At 68.4% G+C, this 17,074-nt stretch carries 16 protein-coding genes, 1 tRNA gene and 2 pseudogenes; 7 read left to right on the forward strand and 12 right to left on the reverse strand.

Features of this window, described 5'->3' with window-relative positions; all coding sequences use genetic code 11:
• Positions 1-88: 88 nt before the first annotated feature.
• Complete coding sequence (locus tag AB0B83_RS22495; protein WP_357579818.1) at positions 89-3,328, reverse strand: hypothetical protein; 3,240 nt, start codon at positions 3,326-3,328, stop codon at positions 89-91.
• Between the two features lie 260 nt (positions 3,329-3,588).
• Here AB0B83_RS22495 and AB0B83_RS22500 point away from each other — a divergent pair, with 260 nt between their 5' ends.
• Genes AB0B83_RS22500 through AB0B83_RS22510 form a run of 3 tightly spaced genes read left to right on the forward strand, consistent with a single transcriptional unit; the run spans position 3,589 to position 5,210 of the window.
• Entirely contained in the window at positions 3,589-3,975 is a 387-nt protein-coding gene (locus tag AB0B83_RS22500) for a transposase (protein ID WP_357579819.1), read from the forward strand.
• Positions 3,926-5,050, forward strand: a complete 1,125-nt coding sequence (locus tag AB0B83_RS22505) for an IS30 family transposase (protein ID WP_357579820.1) — start codon at positions 3,926-3,928, stop codon at positions 5,048-5,050. Before AB0B83_RS22500 ends, AB0B83_RS22505 begins: the two co-directional genes overlap by 50 nt.
• 28 nt (positions 5,051-5,078) lie before the next feature.
• Positions 5,079-5,210, forward strand: a complete 132-nt coding sequence (locus AB0B83_RS22510; RefSeq protein ID WP_357579828.1) for a hypothetical protein — start codon at positions 5,079-5,081, stop codon at positions 5,208-5,210.
• On the opposite strand, the pseudogene AB0B83_RS22515 reads toward AB0B83_RS22510, so the two are convergent.
• Positions 5,156-5,323 (reverse strand): annotated as a pseudogene (locus tag AB0B83_RS22515) (transposase); the annotation flags it as partial. The gene AB0B83_RS22510 and the pseudogene AB0B83_RS22515 overlap by 55 nt on opposite strands.
• Positions 5,324-5,344: 21 nt before the next feature.
• The gene (locus AB0B83_RS22520; RefSeq protein ID WP_357579821.1) at positions 5,345-5,584 is read right to left on the reverse strand and encodes a hypothetical protein; all 240 of its coding nucleotides are present in this window, start codon (positions 5,582-5,584) and stop codon (positions 5,345-5,347) included.
• Positions 5,585-5,638: 54 nt separating this feature from the next.
• On the opposite strand from AB0B83_RS22520, the gene AB0B83_RS22525 reads away from it, so the two are divergent.
• From AB0B83_RS22525 to AB0B83_RS22535, 3 genes are all read left to right on the forward strand, one after another.
• On the forward strand, positions 5,639-6,253 hold the full coding sequence (locus tag AB0B83_RS22525; protein WP_176733883.1) for a class I SAM-dependent methyltransferase: 615 nt from the start codon (positions 5,639-5,641) through the stop codon (positions 6,251-6,253).
• A 659-nt stretch (positions 6,254-6,912) separates the two neighbouring features.
• Complete coding sequence (locus AB0B83_RS22530; protein WP_357579822.1) at positions 6,913-7,263, forward strand: hypothetical protein; 351 nt, start codon at positions 6,913-6,915, stop codon at positions 7,261-7,263.
• On the forward strand, positions 7,263-7,916 hold the full coding sequence (locus AB0B83_RS22535) for a nucleotidyl transferase AbiEii/AbiGii toxin family protein (RefSeq protein ID WP_357579823.1): 654 nt from the start codon (positions 7,263-7,265) through the stop codon (positions 7,914-7,916). The genes AB0B83_RS22530 and AB0B83_RS22535 overlap by 1 nt, the downstream gene beginning before the upstream one ends.
• A gap of 196 nt (positions 7,917-8,112) precedes the next feature.
• Here AB0B83_RS22535 and AB0B83_RS22540 read toward each other — a convergent pair whose 3' ends face one another.
• From AB0B83_RS22540 to AB0B83_RS22580, 9 genes and pseudogenes are all read right to left on the reverse strand, one after another.
• On the reverse strand, positions 8,113-8,358 hold the full coding sequence (locus tag AB0B83_RS22540) for a helix-turn-helix domain-containing protein (protein ID WP_210839716.1): 246 nt from the start codon (positions 8,356-8,358) through the stop codon (positions 8,113-8,115).
• A 238-nt stretch (positions 8,359-8,596) separates the two neighbouring features.
• Positions 8,597-9,745, reverse strand: coding sequence for a tyrosine-type recombinase/integrase (locus tag AB0B83_RS22545; RefSeq protein WP_357579824.1), 1,149 nt, complete (start codon positions 9,743-9,745; stop codon positions 8,597-8,599).
• A gap of 119 nt (positions 9,746-9,864) precedes the next feature.
• Positions 9,865-9,938 (reverse strand) — tRNA-Pro (locus AB0B83_RS22550).
• Between the two features lie 198 nt (positions 9,939-10,136).
• Positions 10,137-11,540: a ribosome biogenesis GTPase Der gene (gene der, locus AB0B83_RS22555; RefSeq protein WP_132234404.1), complete on the reverse strand. Its 1,404-nt coding sequence runs from the start codon at positions 11,538-11,540 to the stop codon at positions 10,137-10,139.
• Positions 11,537-12,217: a (d)CMP kinase gene (cmk, locus tag AB0B83_RS22560; RefSeq protein WP_311413896.1), complete on the reverse strand. Its 681-nt coding sequence runs from the start codon at positions 12,215-12,217 to the stop codon at positions 11,537-11,539. Before cmk ends, der begins: the two co-directional genes overlap by 4 nt.
• 157 nt (positions 12,218-12,374) lie before the next feature.
• The gene (locus AB0B83_RS22565) at positions 12,375-13,145 is read right to left on the reverse strand and encodes a pseudouridine synthase (RefSeq protein WP_357579825.1); all 771 of its coding nucleotides are present in this window, start codon (positions 13,143-13,145) and stop codon (positions 12,375-12,377) included.
• On the reverse strand, positions 13,132-14,250 hold the full coding sequence (scpB, locus tag AB0B83_RS22570; protein ID WP_357579826.1) for an SMC-Scp complex subunit ScpB: 1,119 nt from the start codon (positions 14,248-14,250) through the stop codon (positions 13,132-13,134). Before scpB ends, AB0B83_RS22565 begins: the two co-directional genes overlap by 14 nt.
• Before the next feature lie 593 nt (positions 14,251-14,843).
• Positions 14,844-15,752, reverse strand: a pseudogene (locus AB0B83_RS22575) (ScpA family protein); the annotation flags it as partial.
• 35 nt (positions 15,753-15,787) lie between these two features.
• Positions 15,788-16,711 (reverse strand): AAA family ATPase, encoded by a 924-nt coding sequence (locus AB0B83_RS22580; protein ID WP_121397670.1) that lies wholly within the window; start codon positions 16,709-16,711, stop codon positions 15,788-15,790.
• On the opposite strand from AB0B83_RS22580, the gene AB0B83_RS22585 reads away from it, so the two are divergent.
• Positions 16,612-17,074: nucleotidyltransferase family protein (locus tag AB0B83_RS22585; RefSeq protein WP_357579827.1), on the forward strand; the 463-nt coding region annotated here is incomplete at its 3' end. The genes AB0B83_RS22580 and AB0B83_RS22585 overlap by 100 nt on opposite strands.

Genomic DNA, 17,074 nt, shown 5'->3' on the forward strand with positions numbered 1-17,074 from the left:
ACTCAACCTTGCCGTTAGAGCCCTCTTTGTGTTTCCGGCATTGCGTGTCCAATTCGCCCAATCGCATTCGGTGGGCCGATCCTACTGCTCACTCTGCGTCGTCTGCTGGAATGCGGCGGCGGAAAAATTTGAGCGGCATTCCCATCTCCTTCCAGATCGAGACGAGGTCGGCGTCTTTCAGCAGGGGGAGAAGGAGCTCGGCTGCCACCAGCACGAGTCTTCGCCCATCCACCGACTGGCGGAGCGGGGCAAGCGCCGCGCCGCACTCTTCGATTCTGAGGCGAAGATCCCGGGGAAGGCTGTCGAAGATTCTACGTACCTGAATGCGATTATCATCCCAGATTAGCATGCCGGCCAATAGTGGGGCGACGCATGTGCGAGCGGCATGGCTGTTCATCAGGTGGTTATGGAGCTCTCTGTCGCTCGTCAGATGGGGGTACTGTCCCACCAGAAGCGAATACGGCCATGTGTCGACGGGGCGGTGCTCGCTATCCCCTGCAGCGTCCATCAATAATCGGACATCGGTTGCGGCAAAGCGTTCTGGATTGCGTGCGACATATGCCGCCAGAAGGGAGGGCGCGAAAAGGTGGGTATTGGAGTTCTGTAGGCTCCGAACGATTTCAATCGCGGTGGCGGAAACGGCCGAGGCGCTGTCCGGATCCGTGAACGCACGTGCCGCGTACCCCGCGAATGCCACTTCGGGGTCCTTGCTGTCAATGACATAATTCTCCCCGAAAACTCCGAGTCCGGCATTGAGAAACATTGCATGGGCCCGGTCGAACGTCAGCCAAAGGGCGTGCACTGATGGCTGATGAAACTCTCCTTCAGATCGCGTGACAGCGATTTCTTCAAACAAGGGCTGGATTTCGGTGAGGTCGAAATCTGGTACGCATGCTTGCCATACCTGGGTCATCTTGGCCCACCAGCCTGTCGGGTCTTTCTCAGTCGGCGCGATGGAGTCCAGTTTTACGGGTCCTGTCTCAACCTGGAGCAGCAACATTACGAGATTCGCCGTGTAGGTGGCGAAACGCTGAAGCGACGACTCCTCCGAAGGAGAGTATGCGGCGAATCGCCCGCTGTCCCACCTGCCTTCAGACTGCGCCAGAAGGATCCGAAGGATCTGCCGAACACCCTGACCAATCGGCTCGGGTAGGGCCTCATGTAATTGCGCGACGAACGGCAGAATTGCCGCACCGCCGATGCTGATCAACTGGTGCGACAACAGCGCGTAGAGACGGTCGTCGTCCCAATTCTGCGACGACGGCCGATTCCTCGATCTCCAGAGATCGACTAGCTCGTTCAGAGTCAGACTGGCGATTAGGTATTCGCTGAAGGTGGCATGCAGAAACTCGTAGCTTCGGCCTTCGAGACCCTCGTCCGCCTCTGCGGAGTGCATGAAGAAGAACTTGCCCAGTAACTGTCTCGCCGCCGTGAGTGCCGTTCCCCGCCGCTGCACCCGCCGCTGATGCGTTGCCTGGTCAAGCGCTTCGAGGTCCGCTAGAAGAAGGTGTTCCTCGATGTAATGCCGACCGCGGTTGAACATGCCGAAAGCGGCTATTCCCAAGCGCCAGAGTTCGGCCTGCGTCTGTTCCTCGCGCAGATCCGCAGGGTCGACATCCGGCGACTTTAACAACTCGCGCTTGATGAACCGAAGAAGGATATCGCCGTAGATTTGCGCTGGTGTTGATTCCTCCTCCACGCGGGGGAGGGGGTTGGTGGCACCGTATAGAATCAGCAGCAGCAGCAACAACGGCTGTTGAGCGATCTCGCCATAAGACAGGATCGTGTCTGCCGACGGGATGCACGACTGTCGTCCTAGATTGGTTTGGCTCCAGATATCGAGGCAGGTCCGCACCTGCTCGGGGCTGAAGTTGTCTAGTTTAACGATTAGGGAACCGGTAGGGATCCGGGCGAGGTCGGCGACCAGGGTCCGTGAAGTGACGACGACCGATACAGGATGGCCTGCAATCCGCTCGACGCGCTGGAACTCGGCGACGTTGTGCAGATAGTTCGACTCGGCATGTCCCGAGGCCTGCATGAACTCGTCCAAGCCATCGATCAGCAGCACTCGCGTTGCGTCCGCAGCGGCCTCGCTCAGCTCGGTCCATGAGACGCGCCCGTTGGTCGCCTTGTCGAGGACGCCCGAGACCTGCTGATGGATGGGAGCGGTCGGGTCCGACACCTGGCGCAGCGGCACCCGCGCGACCGCATACGCTTCACATCCGGACAAACGCGCTGCACATACCTTTGTGAACATGCTCTTTCCGGCCCCGGGTAGGCCCAAGACCACGAGTGGCCGGTCGTGGCTTTGTGGGGACGAGAAGTACGCCGCCAGGAAGGTGTCCAGATCACTCCCCTGCTCCGCGCGCGCCCACCAGTTGTCGTCTGCCGGTCGGGACTCCTCATCCATGACCTTCCACCGGAACGTCGGCGTGAGGTAGCCGTCCCGCACGATCGGGATCTGAAGCTCTGCTAAATCGTCGGAGGAGTCGGTGGCTACCAACGGCTCGGCGAGCATGGCTCGGTTGACGGCAGCGTTGACTTCCCGGATCCGGTTCCGGACGCGCTCGGCCTGCCCGGAGAGCGACATCATCAGTTCCTCGAGGCGACTCAACGACTCACCAGCACGCTGGACCGCGTCCTGAGTCACGTGGCTCTCGCCCAGCGCCGCCCAGATCCCGAACTCGGGCACCTCAGCGGCGAGCAACTTGTACTCCACCTCGTAACGGCGTACCGCTCGGCCAACGATGTCCTGCACCAGTGGGTCAGTGGCTCGCACTGAATCAATCCGACGCCAAACCTCGAAGTTCTGCAGGAAGCCAACGCAGCGCAAGGTCAAGGTCTGGTAGAACGGCTGCACCACCTCGTCGCGGTTGGCTCGGAATCCGCAGCCGGCCCATGGCAGCCCAATTGGGGTGCTCACAAGGCCGCGCCGCAGACCGTCCTGCGCGAGTTCCGGCTGCGCACCGTCGATGAGGCGTCGCTTGTCGTCTTCGGTGAGTCCGATTTCATCGCAAACCGGCCCTACCATCTCACGAAACGCCGCGAAGAACGCTCCGTACGTCAGGGCCGTGTGGGTCGCCGCGAGCACGTCGTAGCGTTCGGGAGTGCGTTTGCCGCTAAGGCGCTCGCGCCCGGCCGCGGTGACCTCACCTAGGAGCTTGATCAGCTCGTTCTTCTGATCAACCCAGCCCCAGGCTGCCAGCCCGAAGGGACCGGTGGCCAGGATGCCGGTGCCAAGCAGCGCGTCCAACGCTTTGAGCCACTTGCCGTCTGGTCCGGACAGGATCTCGCGTGCACCCTCAAGCGTGTACGGGGAAGAGGCCACCCGACCGATGATCGGATGCCCTCAGCGGATCGTCAAGTTAGGCCATCGCAAATCGTGTGCTGAAATGCTCAGCAGACCTCGACCTTCCAGGTCGATCGCGAAGTCGCCGGTCGTTGAAGAAGTACTTGACGACCCAGTTGAATGCCACGTGTACGACGCACCTGGCGCTCGCATGACGTCGAACAGGCCCACGACGTGAGGTTCCCCCGGTAGCTCGGAGGCTTTCGATCATGCTCTGATGGAGCTGAAGGGCGTCATCCGTGGCAGCACCGAAGAAGTACCCCGATGAGCTGCGTGAACGTGCGGTGCGTTTGTATCGGGAGTCGGATTCGAAGCCCGTGATCCGCCAACTGGCGCGGCAACTCGGGGTGCATCACGAGGCGTTGCGGAACTGGATCCGCCAGGACGAAGCCGACCGAGGCCAGCGCGACGACCGGCCCACGACCTCCGAGCTGGAGGGGCTGCGCCGGCTGCGGCGGGAGAACGCCGAGCTGAAGCGGGCCAACGAGATCCTGAAAGCCGCCTCCTTAGATTCAAACGATCAACGCAACGCTGCTGGTGGATGGGTGGATCGTGGCTCGGATGGGTCGGCCGGGAATGTCGGACGCGATGAAAGAAGACTTGTGGCGGCGCTGGCGTGCCGGTGAGTCCATCAGCGTGATCTCTCGAGCACTCGGCAAGCCGCCAGGATCGGTCTTCACGGTATTGAAGCACCACGGCGGCATCGCGCCGGCCGAGCGGGTGCGTCGGGCGGATGGGTTGACCCCTGGAGACCGGGAATCGATCTCTCGCGGTCTCGAGGCTGGCGCCTCCATGCGTTCGATCGCCGTGTCCATCGGCCGTGCGCCGTCCACCGTGAGCCGTGAGGTCGCCCGCAACGGCGGCCGGCTGAAATACCGTGCGTTCGCCGCTGAGCAACGCGCTCAGGAGCAGGCGCGTCGCCCGAAACCGTCCGCCTTGCAGGACAACCTGGTGCTGCGTCAGCTGGTGATCGAGCTGCTGGAGACCGAGTGGTCTCCGGAGCAGATCGTGGGACATCTGCGGCTGGTGCACCCCGACAACCAGCTCATGCGGATCAGCCACGAGAGCATCTACCGCGCGATCTACACGACCCGGTGGAAGGTGATCCCGCGTGAGCTGTGCGCGAAGCTGCGCACGGGACGTCCCATCCGCAAGAACAAGAAGAACACGGTCAAGGGCCAGTGGCGTTCCCAGATCGTTGGCGCACGGCCGATCGAGGAACGGCCTGCTGCGGCTGACGCACGGACCGAGCTTGGCCACCTCGAAGGAGATCTCATCGTCGGAGCCAAGAACAGCCAGGTCGCGACGCTGGTCGACCGCAAGTCGCGCTACCTGACCATGGTCGCGCTGCCCAGCCGCCACACCGCAACTGTCATCCCGGCCCTGCAGCAGGCGTTCTCGCTGATGGATCCCCGCCAGCTCAGCACTCTGACCTGGGACCGCGGCATGGAACTCGCCGGCCACCGGCTGCTCACCGAGGCCACCGGAGTCGATGTTTTCTTCGCCGCACCGCGCAGCCCATGGCAGCGGGGCACCAACGAGAACACCAACAAGCTGATCCGGCAATACCTACCGAAGGGCACCGATCTGGGCCTGCACAGCCAAGCCGATCTCGACGCCCTGGCCGCCCGGCTGAACGACCGGCCTCGCAAGTGTCTCGGTTATCGAACTCCAGCCCAGTGTGTTGCCTTGACTCCCTGAACCTAAGGACGCGGCCTTCAGTATCTCGTTGGCCCGCTTCGGCTCGGCGTTCTCCCGCCGCAGCCGGCGCAACTCCTCCAGCTCGGAGATCGTGGACCGGTCGTCGCGCTGGCCCCGGTCGGCTTCGTCCTGGCGGATCCAGTTCCGCAACGCCTCGTGATGCACCCCGAGTTGCCGCGCCAGTTGGCGGATCACGGGCTTCGGGTCCGACTCCCGATACAAACGCACCGCACGTTCACGCAGCTCATCGGGGTACTTCTTCGGTGCTGCCACGGATGACGCCCTTCAGCTCCATCAGAGCATGATCGAAAGCCTCCGAGCTACCGGGGGAACCTCACGCTGCCGCTTGTACGACGGGAAGCCGCGTACCGGCTTGACCAGCTCGAACAGCACCCCCGCCGAGTCGATCAAGGAGGTGCGGACCTCCGATCCCTCGGCGCCGACGTAGCCGACCTCGAACTCAGCCGTCAGCGGCCCACCCAGGCCCGGCACCGCGCGCAGCACCCCGGCACCGTACCGGACGTGCCACCTCAACCCGGACGCGTACTGGGTTCGGGGCGGAACGCGGGCAGACTTTAGAGTGGCGCCGTGAGCAACCAGCCGGTCCGCGACGCCTACTCGCACATGTCCGAGCAGTACATCGCCCTGTTCGATGGTGACTGGCAGGCCCACGTGGATGACACGGCCCTTGTCCGAGACCACCTCGTCGGCTTGGACGGCGCCGTGCTCGATCTCGGTTGCGGCCCCGGGCATTGGAGCGCCTACCTGCATTCGCTCGGCGCCAACGTGACCGGCGTCGATTTGGTACCTGAGTTCATCGGCTACGCCCGGACCCACTTTCCCGGGCCGGCGTTCCAGCTCGGATCAATGACGGACCTGGACCTTCCCGACCACTCGGTGGCCGGCATCCTCTCCTGGTACTCGACCATCCACCTACCGCCATCGGAGCTGGATGCGGTACTCGCCGAGTTCCGCCGGATGCTGCCTCCTTCCGGGAACCTGGTGATCGGCTTCTTCGACAGCGACGACGATGTGGCCGCGTTCGACCACAAGGTCCACACGGCATACCGCTGGCCCGTAGACACATTCTCTGCCCGCCTGGCAAAGGCTGGTTTCACCGAACTTCAGCGCTTGCAGCAGCAGTCCCCGGACCGCCCGGACCGCAAGTACGCGGCCATTGCCGCAACAGTCGCCGCGCCGTAGTGCCCGATCGGCACACAGCTGACTGCCGGTCGAGACCAAGTACACGCACACTCAACGGGGAAGCCTGTCAACTCGCCGAGAACCCGCTAACCTCGCTGAGACCGGACAGCACCGTACCGGACGTGCCACCTCAACCCGGACAGTGCCAACCTCGTGCCAAGTCATACCGGACGGTGCCAACTCAACGCGGACGGGACATCTGGGTCCGCAGCGGCCGGCGAACCGGAATGGCCCGCGACAGGGAGCAAGATATGGCCATTGGCAGCCAATCTCGACCAGGCGCGGTCGAGCACACCCGGCGGGGTGGTGGTTGGCCATGTCCAGCCCGACCTGACAGCGCAGCCGTGGCGGGAACGTCGCGTGGTCCTGATCGCACGAGACCATGCCCGGCGACACGGGCGCCGCGCTGATCGAACGGTCGCGGTGCCACAGCAGCGCTGACGTGCGGCAGTTTGCGGCGGGCCGCAGGAGCGCGGGTTGACCGCCTCCTCGCTGCCTGTAGCAGAGGCTGCGCGGCCATGATTAGCGAGTCGGTGCCGTGGCGGCGGCCGCGATGCCGACGAGCCGAGGCGGCGCCAATGACCGACCGCCGTTGACGACGTCCCGGTTGGCATCGGCAGCATCCCGCCTTTACCCGTTTGAGGCGCTACCCTCGACGCATGGGCGCCACTTCGACCCGTTCCGCCCGGCGGTATCTGGCCCGGCCGGGCCGTTCCGCCGTGGTCGTAGACGATCTTGCCGCCCTGCACGGACCGACCAGGGGTGTCGTGGAGCTGCCACACCGGCTGCTCTGGCGGCCAGACCGCAGCGTCAACCTGGACCAGGATTGGGCGCGCAACGCCCTGTACGAGGTCGTGCTGACCGAAGCGGTGCGGGTTGATGAACTCTGCGCCTGGCTCGACGGTCCGACCCTGATCCGGGTATGGAACGACCTCTACCTGCCGCGGGGTGTGCGCCACGCATGGGAGGACCGGCATGCGGTGCTGCGCCAGGTTTCGGCCGCAGCCTGATGCCTCACCCTGACCCAGAGCACGTCGAGGTCGCGCGGGTCGCGCTCTCCGTAGCCAAGCAGCACGGACTTGCGCTCGGCGGTGGACTGGCCTTGCTCCTGCACGGAGTCGTCGACCGGCCGACCGAGGACGTCGACGCCTTCACCGACCGCGCCGACGGAGTCGCCGCAGCGACCGAGGCCGTGGAGACGGCGTTGCTCGAAGCTGGTTTCCAGGTATCACGGGTCGCCGACGACAGCGAGCTGTCGGCAGTGATCTACGGCTTTGACGACCACATGACGGAATGGGAGATTCAACGGGGCAACAAGGTGGTCCGGCTGAGCCTGTCCTGTCAGGCGCGACTCCATGCTCCGGTGGTGATGGATGTCGGCCCGGTCATGGACCTGGCCGACCTGCTCGCCTGGAAAGTCACCGCGCTCGTGGGACGCGCCCGCGAGCGTGACTACGTCGATGTGGCCGCAGTGCTCGACCAGTACACGCCGGCCCAACTGCTGGCCATGGCCCGCCGCGTTGACCCCGGACTTGAGGCAGAGGACGTTCCAGTGGTGGGTCGGCGCCTGGACAGGATGCCCGACGAGGCGTTCGTGCCGTACCAGCTGACTCGCGCCGACGTGGTACAGCTACGGCGACGCTTCGCAGCCTGGCCCCGCTGATCGATCGGGCGCACCGAGCTGCGGGAGTTCATTGGCGCTGTCCCAGCGCTCTGGACCGTAACGACTCACACGGCTGACCGACGGCGTGCCGGCTCACACCGTGCCCGCCGTCGGTCCTCTTGTTTGTCGGCGCACCAGCCCGGTCGGTCCCGGGATTCCCTGTCTCAGGCTCTGAGCCTGGCTAGCGGCAGGGCGGCTACTCGATGGCAAGCAGCTTGAGGATCGCCGGTACGGGCACGAGGTACCGCCGGCCGACGCGCAGAAGGCGTACCGGGAATTCGTTGGTCTTGGCCAGCTCGTAGGCCTTGGTGCGCCCGATTCCCAGGATCGCTCCAGCGGTCTCCACGTCGGTGGTGACGCCGAGCTCCCGCACCGCCTCGATCGTCCAGACCTGGTCCAGCGCCTGGCCCGGCTTACGTCCGCCAGTTGTGGTCGTTGACATCGTCCGCCGCCCTCCCCTGAGGTCGTGAGCACGCCGATACCGGCGTCAGTCCTTACGATGCGATCACCCGGTTACTCGGCGCGTTGCCGAGTGAGAGCAACCGCCACGGGTAACGGCAACGGCCACAGCCGCTGGCTACCGTGCCGATGCAAGAGCTGACGGTCGGCCATCGGGCTCCCCCACCGGCAACCTCCGCAGCCAGAAGCACTGCGGTCGGGCGTGACCCAGCGCCTTCGGTCTAGCTATTCCGCGGCGACCAGCTCGCTGCGTCGCCGAGTACTGCCTCCATGAGCTCCGCGGCCTTCCGTTCGCTCTCGGGCAACACGTGGGTGTAGACCTCACGTGTCGTGCGGCTGTCGGCGTGGCCGAGCCGGCGCTGCATGACGTGCTCCGGCACGCCGGCGTCAGCGCCAGTGGTAGCGGAGGTGTGCCGAGCGTCGTGCAACGCGATCACGGGCACCCCAGCATCCGCGCACGCCTTCGCCCACTGGTCGGTGAAGTACTTCGGGTAGAACGGCTCCCCGTCCTCGCGGCAGAATAGGTAACCGCCGTCGTGGTACAGGACGCCAGCGTCGGCCTTCTCCAGAACCTGGCGCTCCTGGTGGGCACGCAGCTCCGCAACAAGGGCCGGCCCGAGCGCTACCGCCCGTTTGCTCTTGCCCTTGGGCGCCTTCTCCACCACCCCGTTGCTGGTCGTGGTGCGTTGCCAGTGCAGCAGCAGCACTCCTCGGTCGAGATCGACGCGCGGCCACTTGAGGCCGGCCAGCTCCCCTCGCCTGGCACCGACGACGATCGCCAGCACCCATGCGGCACGCAGTCGGTGGTCGGCGTGGTACTTGAGGAACTTCGCCGACTGCGCCGGCGTCCACACGCCCTTGCGCCCCATCGTCTCCCGCTCGACCTGCCGGGGCTGCCGCACGCCCTCGACGTTGACCCCGAGGTCGCCCAGGGCCTTCATCAGGATCCGGTGCACGATGCGGACAGTGGTCGGCGACAGCGGCCCACCGTTCTTGCCGCCGCACTTCAGCAGCTTCTTGTAGAGGTCATGAAGGACACGCTTGTCGAGAGCGTAGAGCTGCCGACCGCCGATGTGCGGGACCACGTAGCAGCGGATGACGTCCCGGTAGTTGCTAAGGGTCGTCTCCTGGACGTCCAGCTCGCGCTCGTTGAGCCAGCTCTCCAGCTCAGCGGCGATGCTGCCGTCGGCGCCGAGGTCCGCTCCGCCGTAGGCGGCGCGTGCGTCCTGCTCCGCCCTCAGGGCAGCAGCCTGGTTGGGGAACCCCTGCCGCTTGTGCTGGCGGCGACGACCATCCGCATCAGGCGGAAGGTCGATGATGAAGAACCAGCGGGTCTGGCCGTTGGCGAGGCGGTAGCTGTAGACAGCCACGGGGCTGCACCTCCGCAGTAACGGGATCGGTGGATGCAGCCCACGTTAAGCGATCTCCGTTACCGCCAGCGTTACCGCAAGATCACACATGATCTTCTATATCCGCTGGTGAATACCAGTCGGGACGGCCGGATTCGAACCGACGACCCCTTGACCCCCAGTCAAGTGCGCTACCAAGCTGCGCCACGTCCCGATACTCTCGCGCGGATCTCCCCGCGACAGCCGGTACAGCTTAGCGCAGGATCTTCGCGCCGTCCGCACTGCCCCCTCCCGCGCCGGAACGCGTCGTCCCGCGCACATCCCCTACAGCGTCCTAGGAGGATAGGGAAGTTGATGGGCAACGGAAAAGCCGGGTGGGAGCGTGCTCCCACCCGGCTTCAGATCGGTCGGGTCAGCCGTGCGCCTTGCCCCGGCCGCCGGGGCCGAGCTTCTTGCGGGGGCGTACGGAGATCTCGATCGGGCTGCCCTCGTAGCCGAACTCCTCGCGCAGCTTGCGCTCGACGAACCGCTGGTAGCCGGCGTCCAGCGGAGCCGTGGTGAACAGCACGAAGCGCGGCGGCGCCACGCCCGCCTGGGTGGCGAAGAGGATCTTCGGCGCCCGCCCGCCCCGCACCGGGTGCGGAGTCGCCTGCACCAGCGCGGTCAGCCACGAGTTGAGCTGCGCGGTGGGTACGCGGGTCTCCCAGCTGGCCAGGGCCTTGCGCAGCGCCGGCGCGAGCTTGTCGACCGCCCGGCCGGTCTGCGCCGACAGGTTGAGCCGGATCGCCCACGGGATGCGGCGCAGCTCGCGCTCGATCTCCTTGTCCAGGTAGTACCGGCGGTCGGCGTCGACCAGGTCCCACTTGTTGAAGGCGATCACCAGCGCCCGGCCGGCCTCGGTGACCATGGACAGGATCCGCTGGTCCTGCTCGCTGATGGGCTCGCTGGAGTCCAGCAGCACCACGGCGACCTCGGCGGCCTCGATCGCCCCGGCGGTCCGCAGGCTGGCGTAGTACTCGGTGCCGCTGGCCTTGCCGACCCGCTTGCGCAGGCCCGCCGTGTCGACGAGCTGCCAGGTCTCCCCGCCGATCTCGACCAGGCTGTCGACCGGGTCCACAGTGGTGCCGGCAACCGAGTCGACGACCGCCCGCTCCTCGCCCGAGAAGCGGTTGAGCAGGCTGGACTTGCCGACGTTCGGCCGGCCGACGAGGGCCACCCGGCGCGGGCCGCGCGGGCGGTTCTCGACGATCTTCGGGGCCTCCGGCAGCGCGGCCATGATGGCGTCGAGCAGGTCGCCGGAACCACGTCCGTGCAGCGCCGACACCGGGTACGGCTCACCCAGGCCCAGCGACCACAGCGAGGTGGCCTCCATCTCGATGGCGGTGTTGTCGGCCTTGTTCGCGACCAGGATCACCGGCTTGGCGCTGCGGCGCAGCATCCGTACGGCCGCCTCGTCCACGTCCGTCGAGCCGACCATCGCGTCGACCACGAACAGCACCACGTCGGCCGTGACGACCGCCGTCTCGGCCTGCGCGGCGATCGCGGCGGCCCGGTCCTTGGCGTCGGGCTCCCAGCCGCCGGTGTCCACCACGGTGAACTGCCGGCCGGCCCACTGCGCGTCGTACGGCACCCGGTCCCGGGTGACCCCGGGGACGTCCTCGACGACCGCCTGACGGCGGCCGATGATCCGGTTGACCAGTGTCGACTTGCCCACGTTGGGGCGGCCGACCACGGCCACGACCGGCTGCGGGCCGGTCGGCTCCTCGGTGTCGACGTCCGGTTCCCGCAGCTCGATCCACCCGTCGGTGTCGGTCATGCCACTCCCCGATCGGTCAGCAGGCCGCGCAGGCGCCCGACGACCTCGTCGATGCCCAACTCGGTGGTGTCCAGCACCACGGCGTCGGCGGCCTGGGTCAGCGGGTCGGCCTTGCGCGTCGAGTCGAGCCGGTCCCGCCGGGCCAGGTCGGCCGCCGTCGCCGCCACGTCGGTGGCGTCCTCGGCGCTGCGTCGGGCGGCCCGGGCCGCCTCGGAGGCGGTGAGGTAGACCTTCAGGTCGGCGTCCGGGGCCACCACGGACCCGATGTCGCGGCCCTCGACCACGATCCGACCGGCATTGGTGATCATCTCCTGCTGCCGGGTGACCAGCAGCGCGCGCACCGCCGGCACGGCGGCCACGGCGGAGACCGCCCCGGTCACCTCCGGCCCGCGGATCTCGGCGTCGACGTTCACGCCGTCGGCGGTCACGCCGTACCCCTGCGGGTCGGTGCCGATGCGCAGGTCCACCTCGCCGGCGACCTTGGCCACCGACTCGGCGTCGGTCAGGTCGACCCCCGAACGCAGCACCGCCCAGGTGATGGCGCGGTACATGGCGCCGGTGTCGAGATAGCGGGCACCGAGGCCGACGGCGAGCCGCCGGGAGACGGTGGACTTACCCGAACCGGACGGTCCGTCCACAGCGACCACACATCGCCCGGCCCGTTCGTTTTCCTCCACCGTCGTCCTCCTCAGCCCGTACCTCACGAAACACCGGATGTGTCGCGAGCGGTTGTCCAAACGTTCTCAATGATGCCCGGCGTCGCGCCGCCCGGTGGGCGCCGCCCGCGCCGGGCCGCCAGGGAGCCTACCGGCAGCCGTACCCCGAACTCGGGGGTCAGTCACCCACGGCCTTGAACAGGGCGGCGACCTCCGTGTTGGTCAGCCGCCGCGTCCGCCCGGCGCGCAGGTCGCCCAACCGGATCGGCCCGATCGCGGTACGCACCAGCCGGCTCACCGGATGGCCCGCCTCGCCGAGCAGGCGGCGGACGATGTGCTTGCGTCCCTCGTGCAGGCTCAGTTCCACCTGGGCGGTCCGTCCCAGCGTGTCCACCACCCGGAAGGAGTCGGCCTTCGCCGGGCCGTCCTCCAGCTCCACGCCGGCCATCAGCCGCTTGCCGAGGTTGCGCGGGATCGGCCCGGACACCTCGCAGAGGTACGTCTTCTGCACCCCGTACGACGGGTGCATCAGCTTGTGCGCGAGCGTGCCGTCGTTGGTGAGCAGCAGCAGGCCCTCGCTGTCGGCGTCGAGCCGCCCGACGTGGTAGACCCGCTGCTCCACCCGGTTGCCGAGGAAGTCGGCGAGCGCCGTGCGGCCCTTCTCGTCGGCCATCGTGGAGACGACCCCGCGGGGCTTGTTCATGGCCAGGTAGACCAGTCGGGTGTCGGCGACGAGGCGCTCGCCGTCGACGTGGATCACGGCGGTGGCGGGGTCGACCTTGTCGCCGAGCTGGGCGACCCGGCCGTCGACGGTGACCCGGCGACGGAAGATCAGGTCCTCGCAGGCGCGCCGGGAACCCACGCCGGCGGCGGCCAGCACCTTCTGCAGGCGCTCGGCCCCCTCGAAGGCGGGCGCGTCGGGGCGGGGCGTGCGGTCATCGCGTGGCATCGGCAAGCTCTTCTACGTCGTCGGGAAGGAACGGGGCCAGCGGCGGGAGGTCGTCGACGCTGTTCAGCCCGAGCTTCTCCAGGAACATCGTGGTGGTCCGGTAGAGGAACGCCCCGCTGTCCGGTTCGGTGCCGCACTCCTCGACCAACCCGCGGGAAACCAGGGTACGGATCACCCCGTCACAGTTGACACCCCGGATGGCGGAGATCCGCGACCGGGTCACTGGCTGCTTGTAGGCGACCACGGCCAGTGTCTCCAGCGCCGCCTGGGTCAGCCGCACGGACTGCCCGTCCAGTACGAACCGCTCCACGTAGGTGGCGTATTCCGGGCGGGTGTAGAGACGCCAGCCACCCGCGGCCCGGCGCAGCTCGAAGCCGTGCCCGGCGGCCGTGTAGCCCGCGGCGATCTCGTCCAGCACCGGCCCGATCCGCTCGGCGGGCTGCTCCAGCACCTGGGCGAGGACCAACTCGCTGACCGGCTCGTCCACCACCAGCAGGATCGCCTCCAGCGCCCCGCGCAGCTCCGCGTCGTCGAGTTCCGGCGCCGGCTCGGGCACCGCCCGCCGCCGCCCCGCCGGCCCTTTCGCGGGTACGCCCCCCGCCGGCCCGACCGCAGCCCCACTCTCCCCCGCCGGTCCACTTCCCGCCGGCCCGCCCGCGGCCCCGCTCTCCCCGGCCGCCCCTGCTGGCCCGACCGCCGATGCCGGCTCCTCAGGCCCTGCCGCCGGTGCCGGATCTTCAAGCCCTGCCGCCGGTGCCGCCGCTTCAGGCCCTGCCGCCGGTGCCGGTTCTTCAAGCCCTGCCGCCGGTGCCGGCTCCTCAGTCCCTGCCGGCTCCCCGGGCTGGTCCCCGTTCACGGTCGCCGCGCCCGAGCCAGCCTCCGCTCCGGGCGCGGCGTCGGAATCCTCGAAGCCCGCCCCCACACCCGCCTCCCGTGCGGCGTCGGAGTCCTCGGAGATCTTGGTAGGTTCGGGCCCCTCCGGGGGCGCGGACGTACCAAGATCTCCGGTTTCGGGGGCCGCGGCGGGGGCCGTGGGGCGCTGCCAGGGCGGCACCCAGGCGGCGGCCTGGTCGGCCAGGGAGTCCCGACGCTCGTCGTTGCTCATCCCGCTCGCTCCTCCGGCGTCGCCGCCCCGCTCCCGTCCGCCGCCACACCCGGCGACGTCCCGCTCTCCACTACCGCCGCACCCGACGCCGCTCCGCTGTCGGCCTCTGCCGATCCGGCGTCGGCCACCGAACCCGGCGCCGCTCCGCTGTCGACCATCAATCCGGTGTCCACCGTCGCGCCCGGCGCCAATTCGTTGTCGGCCACCAATCCGGTGTCCGCCGTCGCATCCGGCGGCGATCCGGCGTCGGCCACCGAACCGGCGTCCCCCGGCACCGCTCCGGCGTCGACCACGGCCGATCCGGCGTCCGCCGCCGATGCGGTGTCGGCCGCCAGTGCACCTGTGACCGTGCCTGAGCCGCTCTCGTCCGCCGTGCCGTCCGGCACCGGCCGCCGCTCGGCCGACGCCGCCGGCAACGGACCGGAGCCCGCCGGCTCGGGCAACGTCGGGGCTGGCTCAGGCAACGTCGGGGCTGGCTCAGGCAACGCCGGGGCTGGCTCAGGCAACGCCGGGGCTGGCTCAGGCAACGCCGGGGCTGGCTCAGGCGACGCCGGGGCTGGCTCAGGCGACGCCGGGGCCGACTCGGGCGGGGTGCCGGCGTACTCGTCGACGTGCAGGTCGGGGCCGCCGTCGGCGGGACCGGTCCAGCGTACGGTCAACTCCTCCAGGGCCTGCTCCTGGACGAAGGCGACCAGGCCCTCCCGGTAGAGCTCCAGCAGGGCCAGGAACCGGGCCACCACCTCCAGGGTGGCCTCGCAGTCGGCGCAGAGCAGCGAGAAGGTGGCCGTGCCGACCCGGCGCAGCCGCTCGGTGAGGATGCCCGCGTGCTCCCGGACGCTGACCCGGACCATGTGCACGTGGGCGATGGAGACCTCGGGCACCGGCTTCGGCGTCATCGCCCTGATCGCCAGCTTCAGCAGCCGCTCCGGGCCGATGCCGAGCACCAGGTCGGGCAGCGCGTCGGCGTACCGGGCCTCCAGGGTGACCGCGCGGGGGTAGCGCCGGCCGCCGACCTCCTCCAGCGCGGCGATGTGCGCCGCCGCCTCCTTGTACGCCTTGTACTGCAACAGCCGGGCGAAGAGCAGGTCCCGCGCCTCCAGCAGCGCGAGGTCCTCCTCGTCCTCGACCTCGGCGGCGGGCAGCAGCCGGGCCGCCTTCAGGTCGAGCAGCGTCGCGGCGATGAGCAGGAACTCGCTGGCCTCGTCCAGGTCCCACTGGTCGCCCATGGCGCGGATGTAGGCGATGAACTCGTCGGTGACCCGGTGCAGCGCCACCTCGGTCACGTCGAGCTTGTGCTTGCCGATCAACTGGAGCAGCAGGTCGAACGGGCCGGTGAAGTTCGCCAGCCGGACGGTGAACCCGCCGCTCTCCACCGCCGCCTCGGGCACGCCGGCCGGATCCGTCGGCACCTCGGCGACGGCCTCGGCGGCCCGTACGGGCGGCTGCTCCGGCGTCGTCGGAGGGTCGAGGGGTGGCGCGGTCACCGGAAGACCGTAGTCCACGCCCCGGCCGGCTCGGCGCGAAGGTGCACGCCGGCCTACCGCTCGGCCTGGGCGGCGATCACCTCGCGGGCCAGTTGGCGGTAGTTGCGGGCGCCGGACGAGGCCGGGTCGAGCGTGGTGATCGGGGCGCCGGCGACGGTGGACTCGGGGAACTTGACGGTCTTGGTGATCACCGTCTGGTAGACCTTGTCGCCGAAGGCCTCCACCACCCGCTGGAGCACCTGCCGGCAGTGGGTGGTGCGGCTGTCGTACATGGTGGCGAGGATGCCCTCGAGCTCCAGGTCGAAGTTGAGCCGCTCACGCACCTTGTCGATGGTGTCCAGCAGCAGGGCCACCCCGCGCAGGCTGAAGAACTCGCACTCCAGCGGGATGAGCACGCCGTGCGCCACGGTCAGCGCGTTGATCGCCAGCAGGCCCAGCGAGGGCTGGCAGTCGATCAGGATGTAGTCGTACTCCTTGCGGACCGACCGGAGCACGCGGGCCAGGGCCATCTCCCGGGCGACCTCGTTGACCAGCTGGATCTCGGCCGCAGAGAGGTCGATGTTGGCCGGCAGCAGGTGCAGCCCCGCCACGTCGGTCTTGATCAGGACGTCCTCGGCGGTGACGTCGTCCTGCATGAGCAGGTTGTAGACCGACAGGTCGAGGTTGTGCGGGTTGACCCCCAGCCCGACCGAGAGGGCGCCCTGCGGGTCGAAGTCGACGAGCAGCACCTTGCGGCCGTACTCGGCCAGCGCGGCGCCCAGGTTGATGGTCGTGGTGGTCTTGCCCACACCACCCTTCTGGTTGGCCATCGCGATGATCCGGGCCGGGCCGTGCCGGTCGGTCGGCATCGGCTCGGGAATCGGCTTACGCATCGTGTATGCCGCCGGATCCGCCGGACCGAGATCCGCCCCGAGCGTGGCCTGCTGCTCGCGGAGCTCCGACGTCCAGGTCTCGGCACGGTCACCGTTGCCAGCCATGTGCTCGTTGCCCCCTCCCGACGACCACCCGGCGTCGGAGCCGTCCGACGTCCTTCGCGGCGCCGCTGCGCACCCCGGTCTGCATCACCATCGCCCCAGGAGGTCCGCGCCGATGCCGACTGTACGCCACCGCCCGGCGGCCCGGTCGCACCCGCTCGGCGTGTCGCCGCCCCGCCGACCAGGCCAGCCACCGGCGGCGTCCTGCGCGCGCCGCCCCGGACACCGTCGCGCCGCCCCTGCCGGCCGGCGGCGGTCACCCCTGGCGGGCGATCGGTGCCGGCTTCGTACGCAACCGCGTCTGGGACGCGATCAGCAACATCGCGGCCTCGCCGGAGCGCGACGTGGATGTCGCCTACTTCGACC

Origin of the sequence: Micromonospora sp. NPDC049060, assembly GCF_040649055.1 — a bacterium.
Classification (GTDB): domain Bacteria; phylum Actinomycetota; class Actinomycetes; order Mycobacteriales; family Micromonosporaceae; genus Micromonospora; species Micromonospora reichwaldensis.